20 protein-coding genes are annotated in these 21,906 nt (G+C 33.7%); 12 read left to right on the top strand and 8 right to left on the bottom strand.

Annotation, left to right across the window (positions count from 1 at the left end; genetic code table 11):
- Positions 1 to 134 precede the first annotated feature (134 nt).
- The gene (ribH, locus tag ACRBBL_RS12450) at positions 135 to 620 is read right to left on the bottom strand and encodes a 6,7-dimethyl-8-ribityllumazine synthase (protein ID WP_431369386.1); all 486 of its coding nucleotides are present in this window, start codon (positions 618 to 620) and stop codon (positions 135 to 137) included.
- A gap of 2 nt (positions 621 to 622) precedes the next feature.
- Positions 623 to 1,444 carry a hypothetical protein gene (locus ACRBBL_RS12445; protein ID WP_431369385.1) on the bottom strand — a complete coding sequence of 274 codons (822 nt, stop codon included), beginning with the start codon at positions 1,442 to 1,444 and terminating at the stop codon, positions 623 to 625.
- Between the two features lie 110 nt (positions 1,445 to 1,554).
- On the opposite strand from ACRBBL_RS12445, the gene recF reads away from it, so the two are divergent.
- Positions 1,555 to 2,634 carry a DNA replication/repair protein RecF gene (gene recF / locus ACRBBL_RS12440; protein ID WP_431369384.1) on the top strand — a complete coding sequence of 360 codons (1,080 nt, stop codon included), beginning with the start codon at positions 1,555 to 1,557 and terminating at the stop codon, positions 2,632 to 2,634.
- 6 nt (positions 2,635 to 2,640) lie between these two features.
- Positions 2,641 to 2,937 (top strand): DUF721 domain-containing protein, encoded by a 297-nt coding sequence (locus ACRBBL_RS12435; RefSeq protein ID WP_431369383.1) that lies wholly within the window; start codon positions 2,641 to 2,643, stop codon positions 2,935 to 2,937.
- Positions 2,938 to 3,245: 308 nt separating this feature from the next.
- Here the strand turns inward: ACRBBL_RS12435 and ACRBBL_RS12430 are convergent, their stop codons facing one another.
- Positions 3,246 to 3,665: a nucleoside-diphosphate kinase gene (locus tag ACRBBL_RS12430; RefSeq protein ID WP_431369382.1), complete on the bottom strand. Its 420-nt coding sequence runs from the start codon at positions 3,663 to 3,665 to the stop codon at positions 3,246 to 3,248.
- Positions 3,666 to 3,849: 184 nt separating this feature from the next.
- On the opposite strand from ACRBBL_RS12430, the gene ACRBBL_RS12425 reads away from it, so the two are divergent.
- The 5 genes from ACRBBL_RS12425 to ACRBBL_RS12405 all read left to right on the top strand — a co-directional run bounded on the left by ACRBBL_RS12425 (position 3,850) and on the right by ACRBBL_RS12405 (position 7,519).
- Positions 3,850 to 4,863, top strand: a complete 1,014-nt coding sequence (locus tag ACRBBL_RS12425; RefSeq protein WP_431369381.1) for a DHH family phosphoesterase — start codon at positions 3,850 to 3,852, stop codon at positions 4,861 to 4,863.
- A gap of 4 nt (positions 4,864 to 4,867) precedes the next feature.
- Positions 4,868 to 5,434 (top strand): gliding motility-associated peptidyl-prolyl isomerase GldI, encoded by a 567-nt coding sequence (gldI, locus tag ACRBBL_RS12420; RefSeq protein ID WP_431369380.1) that lies wholly within the window; start codon positions 4,868 to 4,870, stop codon positions 5,432 to 5,434.
- 1 nt (position 5,435) lies between these two features.
- Positions 5,436 to 6,719, top strand: a complete 1,284-nt coding sequence (locus tag ACRBBL_RS12415) for a peptidylprolyl isomerase (protein WP_431369379.1) — start codon at positions 5,436 to 5,438, stop codon at positions 6,717 to 6,719.
- A gap of 193 nt (positions 6,720 to 6,912) precedes the next feature.
- Entirely contained in the window at positions 6,913 to 7,104 is a 192-nt protein-coding gene (locus tag ACRBBL_RS12410; RefSeq protein WP_431369378.1) for a hypothetical protein, read from the top strand.
- Positions 7,105 to 7,267: 163 nt separating this feature from the next.
- Positions 7,268 to 7,519, top strand: coding sequence for a hypothetical protein (locus tag ACRBBL_RS12405; protein ID WP_431369377.1), 252 nt, complete (start codon positions 7,268 to 7,270; stop codon positions 7,517 to 7,519).
- Positions 7,520 to 7,627: 108 nt separating this feature from the next.
- Here the strand turns inward: ACRBBL_RS12405 and ACRBBL_RS12400 are convergent, their stop codons facing one another.
- Complete coding sequence (locus tag ACRBBL_RS12400; protein WP_431369376.1) at positions 7,628 to 9,091, bottom strand: aminoacyl-histidine dipeptidase; 1,464 nt, start codon at positions 9,089 to 9,091, stop codon at positions 7,628 to 7,630.
- Between the two features lie 194 nt (positions 9,092 to 9,285).
- Between ACRBBL_RS12400 and ACRBBL_RS12395 the strand changes: the two genes are divergently transcribed.
- A complete protein-coding gene (locus ACRBBL_RS12395) occupies positions 9,286 to 10,359 on the top strand; it encodes a DUF3810 domain-containing protein (RefSeq protein WP_431369375.1) in 1,074 nt (357 codons plus the stop codon).
- A gap of 71 nt (positions 10,360 to 10,430) precedes the next feature.
- On the opposite strand, the gene ACRBBL_RS12390 is transcribed toward ACRBBL_RS12395, so the two are convergent.
- Entirely contained in the window at positions 10,431 to 11,528 is a 1,098-nt protein-coding gene (locus ACRBBL_RS12390; protein ID WP_431369374.1) for a phytase, read from the bottom strand.
- 9 nt (positions 11,529 to 11,537) lie between these two features.
- Positions 11,538 to 14,297 carry a TonB-dependent receptor gene (locus tag ACRBBL_RS12385; protein WP_431369373.1) on the bottom strand — a complete coding sequence of 920 codons (2,760 nt, stop codon included), beginning with the start codon at positions 14,295 to 14,297 and terminating at the stop codon, positions 11,538 to 11,540.
- 191 nt (positions 14,298 to 14,488) lie between these two features.
- Here ACRBBL_RS12385 and ACRBBL_RS12380 point away from each other — a divergent pair, with 191 nt between their 5' ends.
- From ACRBBL_RS12380 to ACRBBL_RS12365, 4 genes are all read left to right on the top strand, one after another.
- Positions 14,489 to 15,280 carry a hypothetical protein gene (locus tag ACRBBL_RS12380; protein WP_431369372.1) on the top strand — a complete coding sequence of 264 codons (792 nt, stop codon included), beginning with the start codon at positions 14,489 to 14,491 and terminating at the stop codon, positions 15,278 to 15,280.
- A 151-nt stretch (positions 15,281 to 15,431) separates the two neighbouring features.
- Positions 15,432 to 18,410 (top strand): amidohydrolase family protein, encoded by a 2,979-nt coding sequence (locus ACRBBL_RS12375; protein ID WP_431369371.1) that lies wholly within the window; start codon positions 15,432 to 15,434, stop codon positions 18,408 to 18,410.
- 12 nt (positions 18,411 to 18,422) lie between these two features.
- Complete coding sequence (locus ACRBBL_RS12370; RefSeq protein WP_431369370.1) at positions 18,423 to 19,721, top strand: amidohydrolase family protein; 1,299 nt, start codon at positions 18,423 to 18,425, stop codon at positions 19,719 to 19,721.
- Between the two features lie 46 nt (positions 19,722 to 19,767).
- On the top strand, positions 19,768 to 20,181 hold the full coding sequence (locus ACRBBL_RS12365; protein WP_431369369.1) for a hypothetical protein: 414 nt from the start codon (positions 19,768 to 19,770) through the stop codon (positions 20,179 to 20,181).
- Positions 20,182 to 20,266: 85 nt separating this feature from the next.
- Here the strand turns inward: ACRBBL_RS12365 and ACRBBL_RS12360 are convergent, their stop codons facing one another.
- Both ACRBBL_RS12360 and ACRBBL_RS12355 read right to left on the bottom strand, forming a co-directional pair.
- Positions 20,267 to 21,076: a DUF6503 family protein gene (locus tag ACRBBL_RS12360; protein WP_431369368.1), complete on the bottom strand. Its 810-nt coding sequence runs from the start codon at positions 21,074 to 21,076 to the stop codon at positions 20,267 to 20,269.
- A 75-nt stretch (positions 21,077 to 21,151) separates the two neighbouring features.
- Positions 21,152 to 21,844, bottom strand: coding sequence for an SGNH/GDSL hydrolase family protein (locus tag ACRBBL_RS12355; RefSeq protein WP_431369367.1), 693 nt, complete (start codon positions 21,842 to 21,844; stop codon positions 21,152 to 21,154).
- Positions 21,845 to 21,906 lie beyond the last annotated feature (62 nt).

Genomic DNA, 21,906 nt, shown 5'->3' with positions numbered 1-21,906 from the left:
CCAAATTTTAAACATAATGAAATTCTCACAGCTGATTATTATTCTTAAAGTATTTTATTTTGGAAAGTTTATGGTACAAAAAAACCGCTGTAGAATTAATCTACAACGGTTTTATATTTTTTATAATTTCTTACTTAGAACTTTCGCAAAGCCGCCATTTTAATAGCAGCTACGGCAGCTTCTACACCTTTATTTCCGTGTTTTCCTCCAGAACGATCAATTGCTTGTTGCAACGTATTATCTGTTAATACGCAAAAGATTACAGGAATATCTGAGTTTACATTTAAATCTTTAATTCCTTGTGCTGTAGCACTGCATACAAAATCAAAATGTTTTGTTTCACCTTGTATCACACTTCCAATAGCAATAATTGCATCTACTTGTTGTGTTTTTTGCATGTGTTTAGCTCCATACACCAATTCGTAGCTTCCTGGAACGTTCCATCGGATAATATTGTCTTCTGTTACTCCATTAGCTGTTAAAGCGGAAATAGCGCCTTCACACAAACCTTCGGTAATGTTCTCATTCCATTCAGAAACAACAATCCCAAATCGAAAATCTTTCGCATTTGGGATTGTTGTCTTATCGTATGTAGATAAATTTTTATTTACTGTAGCCATAATTAGTTATTCAAAGCTTCTGCTTTTCCTATATAAACATCTAGCAATTTTCCATCAGCAGTAGTTTTAAAAGAAGCATATTCATCTTCAATTCTATTAAAGTACTCTAATGCTTTTGCTGGTTGTGGTGTATCTAAACTTAAGGCTGTAATTCCTGCTTTTAATAAATAAATAGGCGTTGTTGCATCATTTGAACTATGTTTAAATGCTTCTTCATAATATCCTAAAGCATCATCCAATTTATTTAATTGAACAAAAGCATCACCAATTGCTCCTTTTGCTTTTGCACCAATAATGATATCATCTGATTCAAAATCTTGTAAGTGCGTTACCGCTTCTACATATTTATTTAAGTTTAAATATGCAATCCCAGCACTATAGTTAGCTAAGTTAGCAGCGTCTGTTCCTCCGTATTCAGAGATAATTTTTAAATATCCATATTTTCCTTCTCCTCCATTCAATGCTAAATTGAATAAAGAATCTCTTGTAGCCAATCCATTTACCATATTTTGGCTTAAATCGATATTAACCGCTTGGTTAAAATATGAATTTGCTTGATACACTTCATTTGCAGCTTCAACTTGTTTTGGTGCAGCAAATACTTTAGTATAGATTAAATATCCTAAAAGTACTACGGCAATCGCTCCTATACCTATAAAGATATACTTTTGATTTCCAGCTACCCATTCTTCAGTTTTGGATGCAGTTTCATCTAAAGTATTAAAAACTTCTGCTGTTGTACTTTCAATTTCTTCAGCAGAAACTTCTTTTTCTTTCTCTACTTTAGTTTTTACTTTATATCCTCTTTTCTTGTAAGTTGCCATAATTGTATATTAATGTGCGCAAAAATAAAATTTTTAAGTAGAATTAAAAGCTTATTTATTTGATATTTTTCAATAATTTGCATTTTTATTGTAATGACGCGCCTATTTTCATGTTTCTAAAGAAATTATCACTGATCAATTACAAGAATTTTGAAACGAATTCTTTTGATTTTAACCAAAAAATAAATTGTCTTGTCGGAAATAACGGCGTTGGTAAAACCAATGTCCTCGACGCTATTTATCATTTATCGTTTGGAAAAAGCTATTTTAATCCTGTTGCATCACAAAATATTAGACACGGAGAAGATTTTTTTGTGGTTGATGGTATGTATGAAAAAGAAACTAGGGACGAAAATATTATCTGTTCGCTGAAAAGAGGTCAAAAAAAAATGGTGAAACGCAACGGAAAGCCTTATGATAAACTTTCTGAACATATTGGTTTTTTGCCACTTGTCATAATTTCACCTGCCGATCGCGATTTAATTATTGAAGGAAGTGACACACGAAGAAAGTTTATGGATAGTGTAATTTCGCAATCGGATAAACGCTATTTAAAAAACCTCATCAATTATAATAAAGTACTTTCGCAACGAAACTCATTATTAAAGTATTTTGCGCTAAACAGTACATTTGACGCGGATACTTTAAGTATTTACAACGATCAATTGCATGAACTTGGTTCACTAATTTATGCTGAACGCAGAAAGTTTCTTGAAGCATTTTTGCCGATTTTTATGACGCGCTACAATGCAATCTCTAACGAAAAAGAAATTGTTAATATCAGTTATAAAAGTCAATTACATGAAAAAGATTTTCGATCTTTGCTAGAAGAGAGTCTAGCGAAAGATAGAGTATTGCAATATACAAGCGTAGGAGTACATAAAGACGATTTGTTGTTTACCATTGAAACGTATCCAATCAAAAAATTTGGAAGTCAGGGACAGCAAAAATCATTCTTAATTGCATTAAAATTAGCGCAATTTGATTTTATTAAAAATCTAGCGAATGTCACTCCTATTCTATTGTTAGATGATATTTTTGACAAGTTAGATGAACAACGTGTAGCACAAATCATGTCTTTAGTAAATCGTGATGATTTCGGACAAATATTCATTAGTGACACACATGTAGAACGTACAGAAAGTATTGTAAAAGAAATTCATCAATCGTACGAGATTTTTAAATTATAATTTATTTTGAAAAGAAGACACACAGAACATAGAACCATTAGCGAAGTATTAAAAGATTTCGTGTCCGAAAACCGTTTAGAAGATGGTTTAGACAAAATTGACGCACGTGATGCTTGGCTTAAATTGATGGGAAATGGTGTGAATAATTATACAACCAACGTAACCTTAAGAAACGATACACTTCATGTTTCTTTATCTTCTGCTGTATTGCGAGAGGAATTGAGTTATGGAAAAGAAAAAATTATTCGAATGCTTAATGAAAGTTTAGGCAAAGACTTGATTAAGAGTTTGGTGTTGCGATAGATTTTTTTAGACTTGCTTAGACTTCTTAGATTGTTAGACTTGCTTTCGCTCTTAGACTTTTAGATACATTATTATTTTCATAGTACTTCTCGATACAATTTTTCTTTTATTTCGACTCCGCTCAATGTACAGAAAAATCACTCGAAGTAACGTTTTGAGTGATTGAGAAACAGATTGCCGCACGTTTTTATCAAAACGCTCGCAAAGACGTTCCCAAGAAGTTTAAGAATACACGCGAAGCGATCAAAAACAAAAAAGCCTCAACCAAACGATTGAAGCTTCTCTATATATAAAATTGTATGTTTTCCTTAGAAAGTCTCTCTTCCTGAAAAGTGGAAAGCTCCTTCGATAGCTGCATTTTCATCGCTATCAGAACCGTGTACTGCATTTTCTCCAATAGAAGTTGCATATAAGTTTCTAATAGTTCCTTCTGCTGCTTCTGCAGGATTTGTAGCTCCGATTAATGTTCTAAAATCACTAACTGCATTTTCTTTTTCTAAAATTGCAGCAACAATTGGTCCTCTAGTCATGAATTCTACTAATTCTCCAAAGAAAGGTCTTTCGTTGTGAACTGCATAAAATTCTTCAGCGTCACGTTTGCTTAACTGTGTTAATTTCATTGCAACGATTTTAAAACCTGAAGCAGCAATTTTTTCTAAAATAGCTCCGATGTGTCCATTTTCAACAGCATCAGGCTTTATCATGGTAAAAGTTCTTTTCCCAGCCATTATGTATATAATATTTGTTATAAATTCTTGTTTTGAAAAATCATATCTGATTTTCGGTGCAAAAGTACACAAATACAATTTATTTGCAACTCTATTTTAGTATATTAGCCAGCTATGAAATGAGAAGACCTAAAATCTTTGTCATTTTTTTAGTATTTACCATTGAATTACAGAATTGAAACGCATGACTGAAGCTGAAATACAAGGCGTAAAAACGCTACTTGAAACACCCAAAAATATTGTCATCATTCCTCATAAAAATCCAGACGGAGATGCTATTGGATCTACGCTCGCACTATGGCATTACTTAAAAAAGGGAGAACACAACGCAGTTATTGTAGCTCCAAATGATTATCCTAATTTTTTAAAATGGATGCCTGGTGAAGCCGAAATTGTAAAGTTTGATTATGAGAAAGATCGTGCGAAAACTTTATTGAAAGACGCCAATGTTATCTTTACGTTAGATTTTAATGATTTAAGCCGAATTGGCGATATGCAAACGACTGTTTCTGCCTGCGAAGCTACTTTTGTGATGATAGATCATCATCAACAACCATCAGATTATGCAAAATATATGTATTCTGATACTAGTATGAGTTCTACTTGCGAAATGGTCTATAATTTTATTTCTTTTTTAGGAGATGAAGAAATTATCAATGCTGAAATGGCAACTTGCATGTACACAGGAATTATGACTGATACAGGTTCATTCCGCTTTAAAGCAACTACAAGTACTACGCACAGAATTATTGCCAATTTAATGGATAAAGGTGCTGAAAATGCTAGCATTCACAATTCAATTTACGATACCAACAGCTTAAGTCGCTTGCAATTATTAGGATGCGCATTGAAGAATTTAGTGGTGCTTGAAGCCTACAATACTGTATACATTACTATCAGTAAAGAGGAATTAATTCGTTATGATTTTAAGAAAGGTGATACAGAAGGTTTTGTAAATTATGGATTATCACTAAAAGGCATTAAATTTGCTGCAATTTTTATAGAGAATCTCCAAGAGCCGTATGTAAAAATGTCATTGCGCTCAAAAGGTGATTTTTCGGTAAATGAATTTGCCCGTGCACATTTTAATGGTGGCGGACATACAAATGCAGCTGGTGGAAGAAGTGAAGCTTCTATGGAAGATACTGTGAAAAAATTTACAGAAATTCTAACTTCATACAAATCAGTTTTAAACTAAATATATGTTCAAAAAACTTGTTTTCTTAGGTATTATATTCATCAGTGTCATTTCATGCGCACAGCAAGAAGCACGAAAGGCAGTGAACATTCGTTCTGGTACTTTTTTGAAAGAATCTGTAGAACGAAACAAAGCTTTAATAGCCAAAGAAGAAGCTAATATTCAAGAATATATCAAACGAGATACGCTAAACACATACATAGCATCTAACAATGGTTTTTGGTATTCTTACACTAAGAAAAACACAGAAGAAACATATCTTCCTAAAAAAGGAGACACATTAACTTACGAGTTCAACATTTCAAAAATGACTAATGGCAATGTGATTTACAAGAAAGAAGAACTCGGCACACAACAATATGTGGTTGAAAAACAACAAATCATTCCTGGTTTGCGTTTTGGATTACAATTAATGAAAAAAGGAGAAACTGTAACCTTCTTATTCCCATCACATATTGCATACGGATATCATGGAGATAACAAACGAATTGGAACTAATATTCCGATTCAATCAACTATAACGTTACTTGACATAAAAAAAGACAATAAAAACCTAGAAACAGAAAATTAAAATGAAATTATTTACAACAACAATCACAATATGTCTTGCGATTCTTACTTTAGGATTTACTTCTTGTAAAAATGAAAAAAAAGCTGATACAACTACAGCAGCTAATATGACAGATAAAGCTTCAGCAGGAAGCGATTTAAAACTGGATGACAAGAATGGTATTTTTGCTGAAATTAAAACAAATAAAGGTACCATGTTAGCTAAATTATTCTACAAAAGAGTACCTGTAACTGTAGCAAATTTTGTTGCTCTTGCAGAAGGAACACACCCAAAACTTTCTGATGAATTAAAAGGGAAACCATATTATAATGGTGTTTCTTTCCACAGAGTGATGGATAAGTTTATGATTCAAGGTGGTGATCCAACAGCAACTGGAAGTGGAAATCCTGGATACCGTTTTACAAGTGAATTTGATAAAGATTTAAAACATGATAAGCCAGGTGTTTTATCAATGGCAAACTCTGGAGGAATTAGCACAAACGGAAGTCAGTTCTTTATCACTGAAGTTCCTTATCCTAGTCTAGATCCATTAGATTTTAGTGGAAATCCAAAACCTTGTAACAGACCACGTGTAAGTTGTCATGCAGTTTTTGGTCAATTAATAAAAGGAATTGAAGTTCAAGATAGTATTTCAAATGTGGCGGTTGATCCAGCTAGTAAAAAACCGTATGAAGATGTTATCATGACAGAAGTAAACATTATTAGAGTTGGTGCAGAAGCAAAAGCATTTGATGCTGTAAAGGTATTTACTGAAGATGAGCCAAAACTTGTTGAGAAATACCAAAAGTTTACTCAAGATATTATTACAGAAAATCAAGCAAAAGCGAAAGAAGCTGCAAAACCAGCCATTGAAAAGTTTAAAGAAGCAAACAAAAGCTTAGGAGAAATGTTTGAGTCGCCTACAGGAATGGTAATGATAACTACTCAAAAAAGTGCTTCTGGAGTACAGCCAAAATCTTCAGAAACAGTGACTATTAACTGCGCTGGTTATTTTGAGAATGGTAAATTATTTTACACAAACATCAAAAGTGCAGCAGAAGCTGGTGGTTTATACAACGAAGCAGCAGACGCGCAAGGAGCATACAGTCCATTTCCAACTATTTACAATTCAAGTGCACGTTTAGTTCCTGCATTTAAAGAAGCTGTATTACGCATGAAAGTTGGCGAAAAAGCAAAAGTATTTGTTCCTTCTTATTTAGGATACGGTTCTAGACCTAACGGTCCAATTCCTGCAAATTCAAATTTAGTTTTTGAAGTTGAACTTGTAGAAATCGTTAAAAAATAAATAGATAAAATTTCACATATTATAAAAGCTCTTCATAATGAAGGGCTTTTCTTTTTTATGTCACTTTAGAAGTTGAAAGTACATATTAAGAAAGTCTTTTTCTATTTCAAGAAACTTGTCCCCTATTCGCACTTAACTTAGATGTATTTTCGTATGGTTATATAGAACTATTAATCATTTAAATTTCACTGACATGAAAAAACAAGTAAAAAAATTAAACTTAAACAAAATCAACTTAGTAAAGCTCGAAAATACAAACGAAGTACAAGGAGGAGCCAATTCAGGATATTGCTATACACGACCTTTTAATATGTGTATTCTTTCTAAAAAAGATCTTGATTGCGCACCACTTCCTGATCCTATTAAAGTATCACATAATTGTTAATCAAACAACACAGACTACTTCTCTTATAAAGTAGTCTGTGTTATTTTAGTAGTGTATAACCGCACCTATTTTCAGGAAAAACACGGTACCAATTACGTATTTCGACTCTTTCCTACAGAGCAGTTTATCAAGATATTTGGGCATAACCAAAAACCACGATATCATGAAAAAACAAAAATTCTCTTTACAACTCCGCAAGCAAAAAATAGCCACACTTTCAGAAAAGAAAATACAAGGAGGAATTAACACTACTAACTTTCCAATTGCATCACTTAACTACGTATGCATAACATTTCAGATAAACTGTAAATCTGTATTAATTGCATGTGACCCTTTACCAACTTTACCTTCTGGCTGCGGACCTTGTCCAACAACACATACACAAACAACTACATACACATATATTACCTGCTAAACAGAAGTATATATGCTATTTGCAGAGCCTCTTTTAAAGAATAAGCTCTCAAACAAAAAAAGCTCCTACAATTAGGAGCTTTTCAATTTTACAACATGTATAATTGTATTATTTCTTTGGAATATTCTTTAGAATCTCTAATACATATTTCCAATATTTTTGAGCTGAAGATATACTTGCACGCTCGTCTGGTGAATGCGCTCCACGAATATTTGGTCCAAAACTAATCATTTCCATATCTGGATAATTTGTTCCTAAAATTCCACATTCCAATCCTGCATGACAAGCTGCTACATGCGGCTCTTCATTATTGTTTAATTTTTTATATAAATTTACCATTACAGGTAAAATAGAAGCATCCATATTTGGTGCCCAACCTGGATACGAACCTGAAAACTCTACCTCGCAACCTGAAAGTTCAAAAGCAGCTCTTAGTTTTGTAGCCAAATCCATTTTTCCACTTTCTACAGAAGAACGTGTTAAACAACCAATTTTAACTTCACCGTCTTTTACAATCACACGTGCAACATTGTTTGAAGTTTCTACCAAATCTTCAATATCTGGACTCATACGAAACACACCGTTGTGCGCTGCATACAAAGAACGTGTTACACCTTCTTGCACACCTAATTCAACAACTCCTGCTGGTGTCTCTGTAGCAGTACACTCAATTTCTAAATCGACTTCTATGCTTGCAAATTCTTTTTTGATTGTATTGATTTGTGCTTGCATTTCAAATTCAAACGCTTCTTGGTGTACTGTATCAACAACAATTGTAGCTACACTTTCTCTTGGAATAGCATTTCGTAAACTTCCTCCATCAATTTCTGCAATTCGCAATCCGAAGTTTTCAAAACCATCAAACAACAAACGATTCATTAATACATTCGCATTTCCGAAACCTTTATGAATATCCATTCCGCTGTGTCCACCTTGCAATCCGCTAATTTTGATTGTATAAGCAGCTACATTTTCTGGTGTTTCTTCTACTACATATGAACGCGTTGCTGTTACATCAATTCCACCTGCACAACCAATTCCGATTTCATCATCTTCTTCTGTATCAAGATTCAATAAAATTTCTCCTTCAAGCAATCCGCCTTTCAATCCCATTGCGCCCGTCATTCCAGTTTCTTCATCAATGGTAAACAATGCTTCAATAGCTGGATGTGCAATTTCGTTACTTTCCAAAATTGCCATAATCGTAGCAACTCCAAGTCCATTATCGGCTCCTAAAGTTGTTCCTTTAGCTTTTACCCAGTCACCATCAATAACCATTTCAATTCCTTGTGTATCAAAGTCAAATACGGTGTCAGAATTCTTTTGGTGTACCATATCTAAATGCGATTGCATCACAATAGCCTTACGATCTTCCATTCCTGCCGTAGCTGGTTTCTTAACGATCACATTCCCTACTTCATCAACAAAAGTTTCTAAACCTAAATCTTCTCCAAACTTCTTCATAAAAGCAATAACGCGTTCTTCCTTTTTTGAGGGTCTTGGGACCGCGTTTAAATCAGCAAATTTATTCCAAAGTGCATTTGGCTCTAAAGTTCTTATTTCTTGACTCATTCTATTTTTTTTATGGATTGAATAATTGTTTGCAAAGGTAAATGTTTGACTGCAAAATTGATTGTTTTTTATAAAATACCTTGTAAAATTGATTGTATTATGACAAAAATATCACATCAACGTAGCAATAGTGATTTAGTTTTTTTACATTAGCTACATATCATTGTCCCGAATAGTGTTCAAATGTATTGCTTATGACAAAGAGAACAAAAATTATAATTGCCTTATCTTTTCCCCTACAATTTATTCTTATTAAGATACTTGGTAATTACCCTGAGTTTATTGAAACTTATTATAGCAACGGATTGTATCCGTATATTTCAAAACTTTTTAGAATTGTCTTCGGGTGGATTCCGTTTTCAATAGGCGATATATTTTATACAATTGCTGGCATTCTAATTATAAGATACATTTATAAAAACTTTCGTTTGGTTCGCACACAATACAAACGAATACTAATGGATATCTACATTACAATTACTATTGTATACTTTGCGTTTCACCTTTTATGGGGAATGAATTATTATCGATTGCCTCTGTATAAATCGCTCGAATTAGACCGAAAATACACAACAGAACAACTCGTAAATTTCACCGAAAGAGTCATCGCGAAAGCAAATGCTACTCAATTTCAAATTACACAAAACGATACTGTAAAAGTAGATGTTCCATATACTACCAGCGAGATTTTTGAGAAAACCATGAATGGTTATGAAAATTTTAGCGCAAAACAACCAAGGTTTGTATTCACTAATCAGAGTCTAAAAACGTCTATTTATAGTGGTTTTTTAACCATTATGGGATTTAGCGGTTACATAAATCCGTTTACCAATGAAGCTCAAATTAATTATAAAATTCCTGTGTACAAATTTGCCGTAACTGCGAGTCATGAAAAAGCGCATCAAATTGGATACTCGGCTGAAAACGAAGCCAATTTTATTGGATGTATGACGGCGCTATACAATGACGATATTTACTTTCAATACGGCGCGTACAATTTTATGACGTGGCATTGTTTAAAAGAAGTTCATAACAGAGACAAAGCCGAATACGAACGCTTAAAAGCTACTGTAAACCCTGGAATTCAGAAAAATTATGACGAAGTTCGTGCATTTTGGGATTCACATAAAAACCCGTTGAAACCTATATTTAAGTTTACCTTCGATCAGTTCTTAAAAGCGAACAATCAATCGAAAGGAATTCAAAGTTATAGTTACGTGGTTTCCTTGTTGGTGAATTATGATAAAAAAAATGACATTATTAAGTAATAATGTCATTTTCAACACACAATTAAATGAATTTTATAACATATCTAGTATATACAAATTCAAAAGCGTTTCTATTGTTTATTCAACTCTAAAGCAGTTTCAATACTTTTCCAATCGACTAGTTTAAAGTTTTGATTCAACGAATCTTTTCCTTTGGTATTCGCACCATCTTGTGCAATAAAGAATCCTTTTGGGTATTTTGTAAAAGCAACACTCGTTACATCAATTCCATCAGTATCATAGGTTCCATCAATTTCAGCACCATCTGCAATGTTAAAGCTTCCAATATATGCATTCGTGATTCTATCAAAAACTGCATAACTATTGTTTCCTTGTGAAGATAAAATAATATATCCTATGCCTTCTCCTTTGTCATACAAGGTTACACCTTCAAAATCGGCTTTCATATTGGTATCGCCAACCGTTGCAATTGCTTTTCTTACAGTTGATGCATCGGGTTCTGCATCATACTTCCATAATGCTTTTTCTTCTTCTCCTATGTATAAGTTTCCATGATAATCATCAGCAACAATACCTTCTGTTTGATTTCCAACCGCAAAAGTTCTTACGATTTTTCCAGCTACTTTTCCTGCTGTTTCAAACAATTCCCATTGCTCAACATTCCCATCTTTTCCATTGGCAATAACATACATCTTATCTGTTTTAGCACTTTTATACATACCCAAACCATAAATTTCAGCTAGTTTACTTTGCAAAGGTTTTAAAGCGACATCTTCTAGCGAACCATCTAAAGGATTTACCTTATGCACCGTAATCGTATTTGAAGTTCTGTTAGAAGCCGTTACAATAGCAACCGTATCTTTTTGTAACACAAAACCTTCTCGGATGTCTACATTGTTTACACGACCAACTGGATATTGAAAAATTTGTTTCCCTGATAAATCATAAACAACCAATCCTTCCTGCTTATTGGTTCCAATAATTTTTGACTCCATCACATTAGTTGGATGAATCCAAATACAGGAATCATCTGCTGCATCATCAGTTGAAGAAACCTGCGCAGTTTCCATTGTTGCATACACAGGTTTTATGGTATTTTCTTGCGTTTTTTTCTGAGTAACTACTTCTTTCACATCTTTCTTCTCTTCTACTTTTTTACAAGCAGTGAAAGCAAGAATTACTAAAAAAAATTTTATGAATTTGTTCATCTATCTCTTTTAAAAGTTATATTTCAATCCTAAATTCCAGTTAATATCGTAGAACTCAGCTTGCATTGTACGCTCTTTTACTCCTTGATAGTAACGTAATTCTTGATTCGTAATATTTTTCATTTCTCCAAAGATTCGTAAGTTTTTCGTAATAGCATACGAAGCATTGAAATCTAAGAATAATTGTGAATCGTAATATCTATCTTCAAATATATCGTCTCCGTATTCATCAATATAATCATCGGCATAGTTTAAAGACAATCTTACAGAAAGCTTCTTAGTTTCATACGCTAACGAACCGTTTAACGTATTTGGTACAGCACCAGCCAATTCTAAACCATCTTCACGACCTACAACACCATCAGTTTCAGAGTTTGTATACGTATAGTTTCCGTAGAATGTTAAGTTTTTCAAGAAGCTTGGTAAGAAATCTAGTTTGCGTTGAAAAGCCAATTCAAATCCATACACTTTCGCAGATCCACCATTAAAAGGTTGCGTTACATCATATATTTCAGTAGTTCCATTTACTGTTAATGTTTGATCATTTGTCAAAGCATAAATAAAATTATCGATGTCTTTATAGAAAAATCCTCCCGAAATAATTCCAACATTATCAAAATAATGCTCTGCCATAAAATCAAAGTTCAAAGACGTTGCGGCTTCCAATTCAGGATTTCCTAATTCAGCTTCTACATCATCACTATTAATGTTTCTGTAAGGAACAATATCATAATAATTTGGTCTTGCTAACGTGTTTGTATATGCAAAGCGTAAGATTGTATTTTTAGTTGCTTCGTAACGCAATTGAACGTTTGGCAATACATTTGTATATTTTTTTGAAGCATTTGTTGTTGTTACATCTGCTAAAGATGACGCAGATTCTACATCAATTTGAAAACCTGTATAATCAATTTTTGTATGCTCCATACGTACACCAGCAATAAGTGAGAACTTATCTCCTAATTGTTGTTTTAACATCACATAAGCACCACTAATTTTTTCGTTAGCATTATAGTTTTCTGGAACAAACTCATCCAATACCAATTCTCCATTTACCAATGGTAAGTTTCCTAAGAATGAATTTGTAGCAAAGTTTCCTAATTGGTACTGATCACCTGCTAAATATCCGTCAATCGTTTGATCGGTAGTTTGTGCATTATTTAAAAATTCAAAAGCAGAAAAATCTCCTGTATCATATTCTGAGAATGTATTGTCTCGTAATTTATCTTTGTCTTGGTATTTGTAACCAGCTTTGATTGAATTCTGATATGATCCAGCAGTATTGATAGGAATCGTAATATCTAATCTAGAACTGAATTGTTCTTCTTCTGTATATCTTCTTTCATCTGAAATTTCGTCTAATTCAAATAAAGAAGCATCATTATCTGTTCTATTGGCAGAATTAAAGAAAGGCATTCTAGTGTTTACAAATTGCTGTGTAATTGTTGATGCATCTTGCTTTGATTCATAGGTAACATAACGTTCATTTGGACGATCTTCACTAGCTTTTGAAAATCCAACATTCCAGTCAAACTGAACTTTTTTGAATAAAATGTGAGATCCATTCAGTCCAACTCTGTACATTTTTTGACGCTCTAATCGTCTTTTTTCATTTGTATCATTATCAATTCCACCTTTAGTCTGGCGTGTAATTTTATACTCATCATCACTTGTATCGTCAGTATCATTATCATCAAACTTATAACGCAATCTGTATCTATTTTCTAAATCGTCTCTATGGTTTAAAATTGATTTGAATTCGATCACATTGTTTGGATCTAATTTCCAATCTAAATTCAATGCTACACTACGACGAATACGCTTTACATCATATCTTCTAATATCGTGTTCTTTAATAAATGTTGGTGAATCCCATTCGAATTCAACATTATCAGAACCATAGTCATTTGAATTGTATGAAGCACTTACTACTGCTCCAAGTTTATCATTAAAAAAACGTTGTGCAGCTACAGCTGAAAAGTTATATAGTGAACTTTCGCGAACAGGATTTCTACCAAATGCTCCAGTTAATGAAACTCTTAATTTTGATGGCGCAGAACGAGTTACTAAGTTTACAGAACCTCCAATGGCATCGGCTTCCATATCTGGTGTAACCGCTTTATTCACTTGAATCGTTTGAATCATATCAGAAGGAATTAAATCCAATTGAACTCTACGATTGTCTCCTTCTGCAGATGGAATTCTGTCTCCATTTAAAGTCACAGAGTTTAATTGTGGAGCCAACCCACGAATAATGATATCTCTTGCTTCTCCTTGATCATTTTGCACAGCAATTCCAGGAATACGTTTTAAAGCATCTCCTGTGTTTGCATCTGGAAATTTACCAACTTGATCTGCAGATACTACATTCGTAATATTATCATTTGTCTTTTGTTGATTTAATGCTTTTGCTTGCCCTCTAGCCAAACTTCCGTAGATTAATACTTGGTTTAAACTATTGGTCTTTACTTTCATTACAACTTTTACTTTTGTTGTTATCCCTGATTTGATTTCTACAGAAACATTTTGTGTTTCAAATCCAATATAACTTACAGTTAAATCGTGTGTTCCTTCCGGAAGATTTACCATGATAAAATTTCCATCAAAGTTTGAAGTCGTTCCTGTTTTCAAGCCTTCTATTAAAACTGTAGCTCCAGGTAATGGCAAGTTGTTATCGTCTAAAATTCGTCCAGTTAGGATTCCTTTACCCTGTGCAAACAGTAATGTTGTAAAACAGATAAAGAATAGGGAAAGTACTATTTTCTTCATTATAATTTTGTGGTGATTAGTTGTTGTCACAAAACTATCTGTAGCATGAACTTATAAGTTTACCTAAAGATTAATCTCTTGTTACATTTACAAATCTAAATTGTAAACTCGGTAAACTTTTATTTAAGTTTGATTAGTAATTTCTTAACCTAATACACGAAAACATAAAGAAAAGCGTTAATTTTAGTACGATGAAGAAAATTTTACTCTTAACATTTCTATGCATTAGTGTTTCCTGTACAGATACCTCAAAAAAGGTGGCATCAACAAATGAGATGCAAAAAAAGGAATCTACAAAGGAGCTAAAAGCAACAAAAGCGGTTGTTGAAAATCTACTTGACTCTACAGCATTGGGTATTAATTTTAAACCTAAAGGAAACTATAATAGCATCAAACAATCCATCACGACAGATCGTGCCTATTTCGCAAGACTGTTGCAACAAAACAAGCAAAAAGCCATTGACTCAGCTTCAAGCTACTTGTACACTAAACTTCTCAGTGAAATTGTACCGCATTGGTACGGAACACCTTGGGATTTTAACGGGCATACAGACATTCCAAATGATGGTGAAATTGCCTGTGGTTACTTTGTATCAACAACCTTAAAACATCTAGGTTTTAGACTCAATCGTTATAAAATGGCACAACAAGGCGGAACAAACGAAGCAATAACGCTTCAACCGAAAAGTGAATTAAAAACCTACCGAAATATTTCTCAAAGTCAACTCAAAACAAAACTTAACAACGTTTACACAGATGGACTTTATTTTGTAGGATTGAGCAATCATGTAGGATATGTGCTCATTAAAAACAAAGAACTTTATTTTTTACATTCAAGCTATTGCGACGATAAAGTAGTGATTGAAAAAGCGGCAACTTCTCCCTGTTTTCAAAGTGATATTTACGTTTTTGCAGAAATCACGACCAACCGAAAACTTGTCCAAAAGTGGATTCAAAACACCGCAATTCCCGTTTACAAGTAATAAACACGACAAGTAGCTTCAAATAAATACGGGAAAGCCGTACAAATCTCGTTTTAAAACGTTAAAAAACTCTTAATACAGTATACAAAGTATATACTAGTATTATCTTTAAGTTTTTAACTAATCAATCAAACCAATTTAAAGTAAAGCAATGAAAAAATCCTATTTGCTGCTGTTACTGCTTTTCTGTAGCCTTTCTGCCGTAGCGCAGGAATACTTTCCTAAAAATGATGGCGTAAAAACAGAAAGTCACACCATAACAGCATTCACCAATGCAAAAATTTACATCACACCCACGCAAGTGATCGAAAATGGAACACTCATCATACAAGATGGTAAAGTAGTTCAAACTGGAACAAATATTTCAATTCCCAAAAGTGCTACAGTAGTAGACTTGACAGGTAAAAGTGTGTATCCATCGTTTGTAGATCCGTATTCTGACTTCGGATTGCAAAAACCTAAAAGAAATTTTGGCGGAAGACGCAATCCACAATACGATGCCGCACGGGAAGGTTATTATTGGAACGATCATATTCGTCCTGATACCAACCCAATCGATAAATTTTCGTTCGACACTAAAAAAGCAACGAGTTTATTAAAAGCTGGTTTCGGAACCGTAAACACACATTTACAAGATGGAATTGTACGCGGAAACGGAATGTTAGTGGCACTAAACTCAAAAGCAGATAATAGTACACGTATCTTAGACAATCGTTCTGCACAATATTTATCGTATCAAAAAAGTAATGCTTCACGACAAACATATCCAACTTCACTAATGGGAGGTATGGCATTGATTCGTCAAATGTATCATGATGCTGATTGGTATGCGAAAGGAAATGCAAAACGTACCGATTTAGCTTTAGAAGCTTTAATAGCAAATAAAAACTTAGTACAAATCTTCCATTCTGGAAACAAGCACAACAGTATCAAAACGGATGCTATTGGTGACGAATTCGGAATTCAATATGTACTGATTGGCGATGGAACTGAATATGAGAACATCAATGCAATGAAAGCTACAAATGCTACTTTTATCATTCCTATCAACTTTCCAAAAGCCTATGATGTATCTGATCCGTATGCAGCTGGTGTTGTAGAATTGGAAGCAATGAAACATTGGAACCAAGCACCTTCAAACCCTAAAGCATTAGCAGACAAAGGAATTACGTTTAGTTTTACCATGCATGATGTTAAATCGGGAAGTGAGTTTAAGTCAAACATCATGAAGGCCATTAAATATGGTTTAGACAAAACCAAAGCTTTGGAAGCGTTAACCACAATTCCTGCTCGTATTTTAAAGCAAGAAGATAAAATTGGAACACTACAAAACGGACGTCAGGCAAACTTCTTAATCACTTCTGGTGATATTTTTGATAAGAAAACAGTAATCTATGAAAACTGGGTTCAAGGAAATCAGAATGTATTTAAGGACAAAGCACACAAAGACATTCGCGGAAAATACACATTCAATGTTGCAGGAAACATGTATGATGTAACAATTGCTGGAGCTTCTGCTGAAAAGTTAAAAGCTACTGTAAAGAAAGATTCACTCAAGTTAGGTTCAAAGATTTCTTTTAAAAACGATTGGTTGCAATTACAATTTACAACAGCAGATACTTCTAAAACGGAATTTATTCGTTTAACATCGCCTGTTAGAAATGCAACTTACTTTTCTGGAAAAGCACTTTTAGCAAATGGTTCTGAATCATCATTCAGTGCTACACAAAAAGAAGTGAAAAAAGCAGATGAGAAAAAAGGAACTAAAAAAGATTCCAAAATGGAAGCTCCAAAAATGCTACCAATCTCCTACCCGAATGGTGCATACGGTTCAACAACTTTACCGCAACAAGAAACTATTCTATTTAAAAATGCTACGGTTTGGACAAATGAGAAAGATGGAATTCTTGAAAATACAGACGTTTTAGTAAAAGATGGAAAAATTGCTCGTATTGGAAAAAAACTCAACGCTCGTGGTGCAAGAGTTATTGATGCGACAGGAAAACATTTAACTTCTGGAGTTATTGACGAACATTCACATATTGGTGCATTTGCCATTAATGAAGCTGGACATAATTCTACAGCAGAAGTAAATATGGCAGATGTTGTAAATCCTGAAGATGTAGATATTTACAGAAATTTAGCTGGTGGAGTTACAACGATTCAGTTATTACACGGTTCGGCAAATCCAATTGGTGGACGCTCTGCTATTTTGAGTTTAAGATGGGGACGATCTGCAGATGATATGTTATTTAAAGACGCTGACGGATTTATCAAATTTGCTTTGGGTGAAAATGTAAAGCAAAGTAATTGGGGAGATACAGAAACAACTCGTTTCCCGCAAACACGTATGGGAGTTGAACAAGTGTTCACTGATTATTTTCAACGTGCTAAAGAATATGAAGCAAAGAAGAAAACAGGAAACTATCGTTATGACATTGAGATGGAAACGATTGTTGAAATTTTGAATAAAAAACGTTTCGTGTCTTGTCACTCGTATGTACAAAGTGAAATCAATATGTTGATGAAAGTGGCTGATAAATTCGGTTTCAACATCAATACATTTACACATATATTAGAAGGTTACAAAGTGGCGGACAAAATGAAAGCACATGGTGTTGGAGGTTCTACATTCTCTGATTGGTGGGCTTACAAGTATGAAGTAAATGACGCAATTCCGTACAACGGAGCTATCATGCATAGTCAAGGCGTTGTTGTTGCTTTTAATTCTGATGATGGCGAAATGTCTCGTAGATTGAATCAAGAAGCTGCAAAAGCCGTAAAATACGGTGGTGTTTCTGAAGAAGATGCTTGGAAGTTTGTGACACTGAATCCTGCTAAATTATTGCATATTGACGATAAAGTTGGAAGTGTAAAAACTGGAAAACAAGCTGATTTGGTTTTATGGACAGATCACCCAATGTCAATTTACGCGAAAGCGCAAACAACAATGATTGAAGGAACGGTTTATTTTGATTTAGAGCGCGATCAACAATTGCGAAGAGATATTCAAAGCCAACGTAACGAGTTGATGAACATGATGCTTTTAGAGAAAAACAAAGGCATGAAAACGCAACCTGCTAAAAAGAAAGAGAAAAAACATCATCACTGTGATACTGTTGAATTTTAAACGATAACTGACATGAAAAAATATATTTACATATACACACTATGCGTAACTGTTTTATTTAGCACGTTCAGTTATGCACAACAAACACCTGCGTCAAAACAGTCGCAAGCAATTTCTATTGTTGGTGCAACAGCACATATTGGAAACGGACAAGTCATTGAAAATGCAGTTATTGTATTTGAAAATGGAAAGATAACTCGAATTGGAGCAGCTGGAACGACAGCAACTAGTGGAAAAGTAATTGATGCAAAAGGAAAACACGTATATCCTGGATTTATTGCACCAAACTCTACACTTGGTTTGGTAGAAGTAGATGCTGTAAGAGCAACACGTGATCAAAATGAAACTGGTAGTTTCAACCCGCATGTACGTAGTTTGATAGCGTATAATACAGAATCGAAAGTTGTGGAAAGTTGCAGGCCAAATGGAATTTTAGTGGCACAAATTACGCCTCGTGGCGGACGTGTTTCAGGAACTTCATCTGTAGTACAATTAGATGCTTGGAACTGGGAAGATGCTGCTGTAAAAGCAGATGATGGAATTCATATGAACTGGCCAAACAATTTCACTTTTGGTCGTTGGTGGCTTGGTGAACCAAGAGGTATGCGTCCAAATAAGAACTATCCGAAGCAAGTAGAAGAAATTCAAAATGTATTCAATGATGCTCAAGGATATTTAAACGGATCGAGAAGTCCAAAAAACTTGCCTTATGAAGCTATGGCTGGACTTACCAATGGAACGCAAAAATTGTTTGTGCATGTAGATACTGAAAAAGGAATCTTAGATGCAATTGAGTTTGGAAAGAAAAATAATGTGCAGATTGTTATTGTTGGTGGATACCAAGCACATAAAATTGCAACTATTTTGCGTCAAAATAAAGTACCTGTATTGTTACACAGAACGCATTCTGTTCCAGAAATGGACGATGAAGATTATGATATGTCATACAAAAAAGCCAAAATCTTATCGGATGCCGGTGTTTTGGTAGGACTCGAAAATAGTGGACAAATGGAACGTATGAATACGCGTAACTTACCATTCTTAGCAGGAACTGTAGCTGCACATGGTTTAGACAAAGAAAAAGCGTTACAGTTAATTACCTCTAACACCGCAAAGATTTTAGGAATTGATGCACGTTTAGGCACCTTAGAAACTGGAAAAGATGCAACACTATTTATTAGTGAAGGTGATGCCTTAGACATGCGTGGAAATATCTTAACACATGCTTTTATTGAAGGGCGTGAATTAAGCTTGGAAACACACCAAACAAAACTGTGGAAACGTTACATGAAAAAATACAACGGAAAATAGTAACTTTGGAATAAAATTTGATGCATATAACTTAAAAAAAATTGTTATGAAAACGATACAAAAACTTGCTTTAGGAATTATATTACTTGCAGTATTTCAAGTTTCAGCGCAAGAGAATCAAGATTTAAAAGTGGTAGAAGAAAATGCTACGATTGAAGAATTTCAATTGCCAACATTCTCGGAATTATCAAATGATATTGCTGCTGAATATTCTGAAGTACGCGATCGTTTACCAAATTTATCAAACATTGGTGAATATGTCCAAAAAGGCATTCGCAGAGGTTTTTTAGACGAACATAGTATTTCTGCTGTATTTCGAAATATAACCTCTGAACATTCTATTTTACCGAATATCTCAGCCAAACGTTTTCAATTACGCAACAATTTAAATAGCATTATGTTTAATGGATTTGATATTAATCAATTACATTTAAACGAAGCATATAGAGGAACTTTTTAAAAAAACGAATACTCCCATAACATAAAAAAACCTCTTCATAACGAAGAGGTTTTTTAGTATTTTTTCTTTTTCAATTATATCATACTTATTTTTTTGGAACTACAACGCCATCTTCTGGACGTTCATACATTTCATTTTTCATCATTTCATTTGTCAAACTTACATTTGTAAATGATACCGAATTGCGTGCTTCAGCTATTTTTCCATTTTCAGCTGTTTTGTGCCAAGTTATTACTTTTGGAAGTACAACTCCATTCACTTTTTGCCAATCTCCGTAACGAATATAACTTATCTTATTACTAGGTTTTCCATTAAAATATGTCACCGTATATCCTAGCCATTCCATTTTATATGTTTCTGGATTATAGTAAATAAAATAATTGTCCTCTGGAGAGTCACCTACATTATCACCATACGAAATTTTATACCCTGGATACATAACGCCATCATATTCTATACTTTTTGCTTTCGTATATGTAATTCCATCATCACCTAAAACAAAAGGCATTGCATAGAAATAAAAATATAAATTATGGTAAAAACGAGCATTGCTTCTAAAAGCTGTTGAATCTTTTTGTGACAACCAAACATCTTTTCCATCATAACCAATAGTAAAACCTTTTCCTTCTAGGCGTGTTTTTCGTGATGGCAAATCGGTAATATGCTTTTCGGTATTATTTGGTTTTACCATTTCATACACTAAGGTCTGCGCTTCATTCCATTTATCAATTCCACCATGCGCATCAAATACTTTCTGTAATTTATCAGGATATGTTTTTTTGACAACTTTTGTTTCTTTTGCGGCTGCCTTTTCAGAAGACATTTCTTTTTTCTGAGTGTTGTTACAAGCTACTATTAAGATCAAACCTAACAGTGCTAACGTAATTTTTTTCATTTCGTCAGTTTGTTTTATTTTGTCTTGAGTCGAAGCTTTTATAGAATCATTACAGAATTTATAAAAAGTTTTAGATCATTGTATTTTTTCTACAGCAAATGGCAATAATCGTTCTACAAATAATGAGTATGCCAATTCAGAAGGATGTAATTGATCTTGACTTACTAAATTTGTATTTATCAATCCTTGGCGTGTAATATCAGTTATATTCACAAAGGTAATTCCATTTTGATTGCAATAATTACTTGCAAAGTTGTTGTATTGATCTATTTCTTGAGACGTTTCAGGTGAATATCCATAATCTTGTCCAAAAGGAGTATATGCATAGTCAGGAATTGAAACTACAACAACATTATTAATATCACCTTTAGCCAACTCAACCGCTTTTGCCACTAATACAGGAAACTCTTCTTCATATAATGAAAAGGGCTTACTTTGAAACTGATTGTTAACACCAATTAACAATGTTACCAAATCATAGGTATTTGTCAAATTTTCGCCTTCTACAGCATTTAAAAGATTGGTAGTAGTCCAACCCGTTTGAGCAATCAATTCTAGACTAAAACTATCTGCCGCAGGAAATTTAGCTACAAGACTATCTTTTAACTGTGCTGGAAAATGACAAGTCTCACATACACTCTGCCCTATTGTATAACTATCTCCTAAAGACAAAATAGTATATGCTCTAGGCAAAACTTCTTCTTTGTCGTCGGATGTGCAACTAACATAGCTGATTAACATAATCAATAGTAGAAATCGTATTTTCATTAGCATGATACTAAAAAAGTAAGCATTGTTTATCTTTACAGTTCTTAAAAAATAGAATGATT

Source organism: Kordia sp., assembly GCF_050633145.1.
In the GTDB taxonomy this organism is placed as follows: domain Bacteria; phylum Bacteroidota; class Bacteroidia; order Flavobacteriales; family Flavobacteriaceae; genus Kordia.
This window is presented reverse-complemented; position numbering and strand designations above follow the sequence as displayed.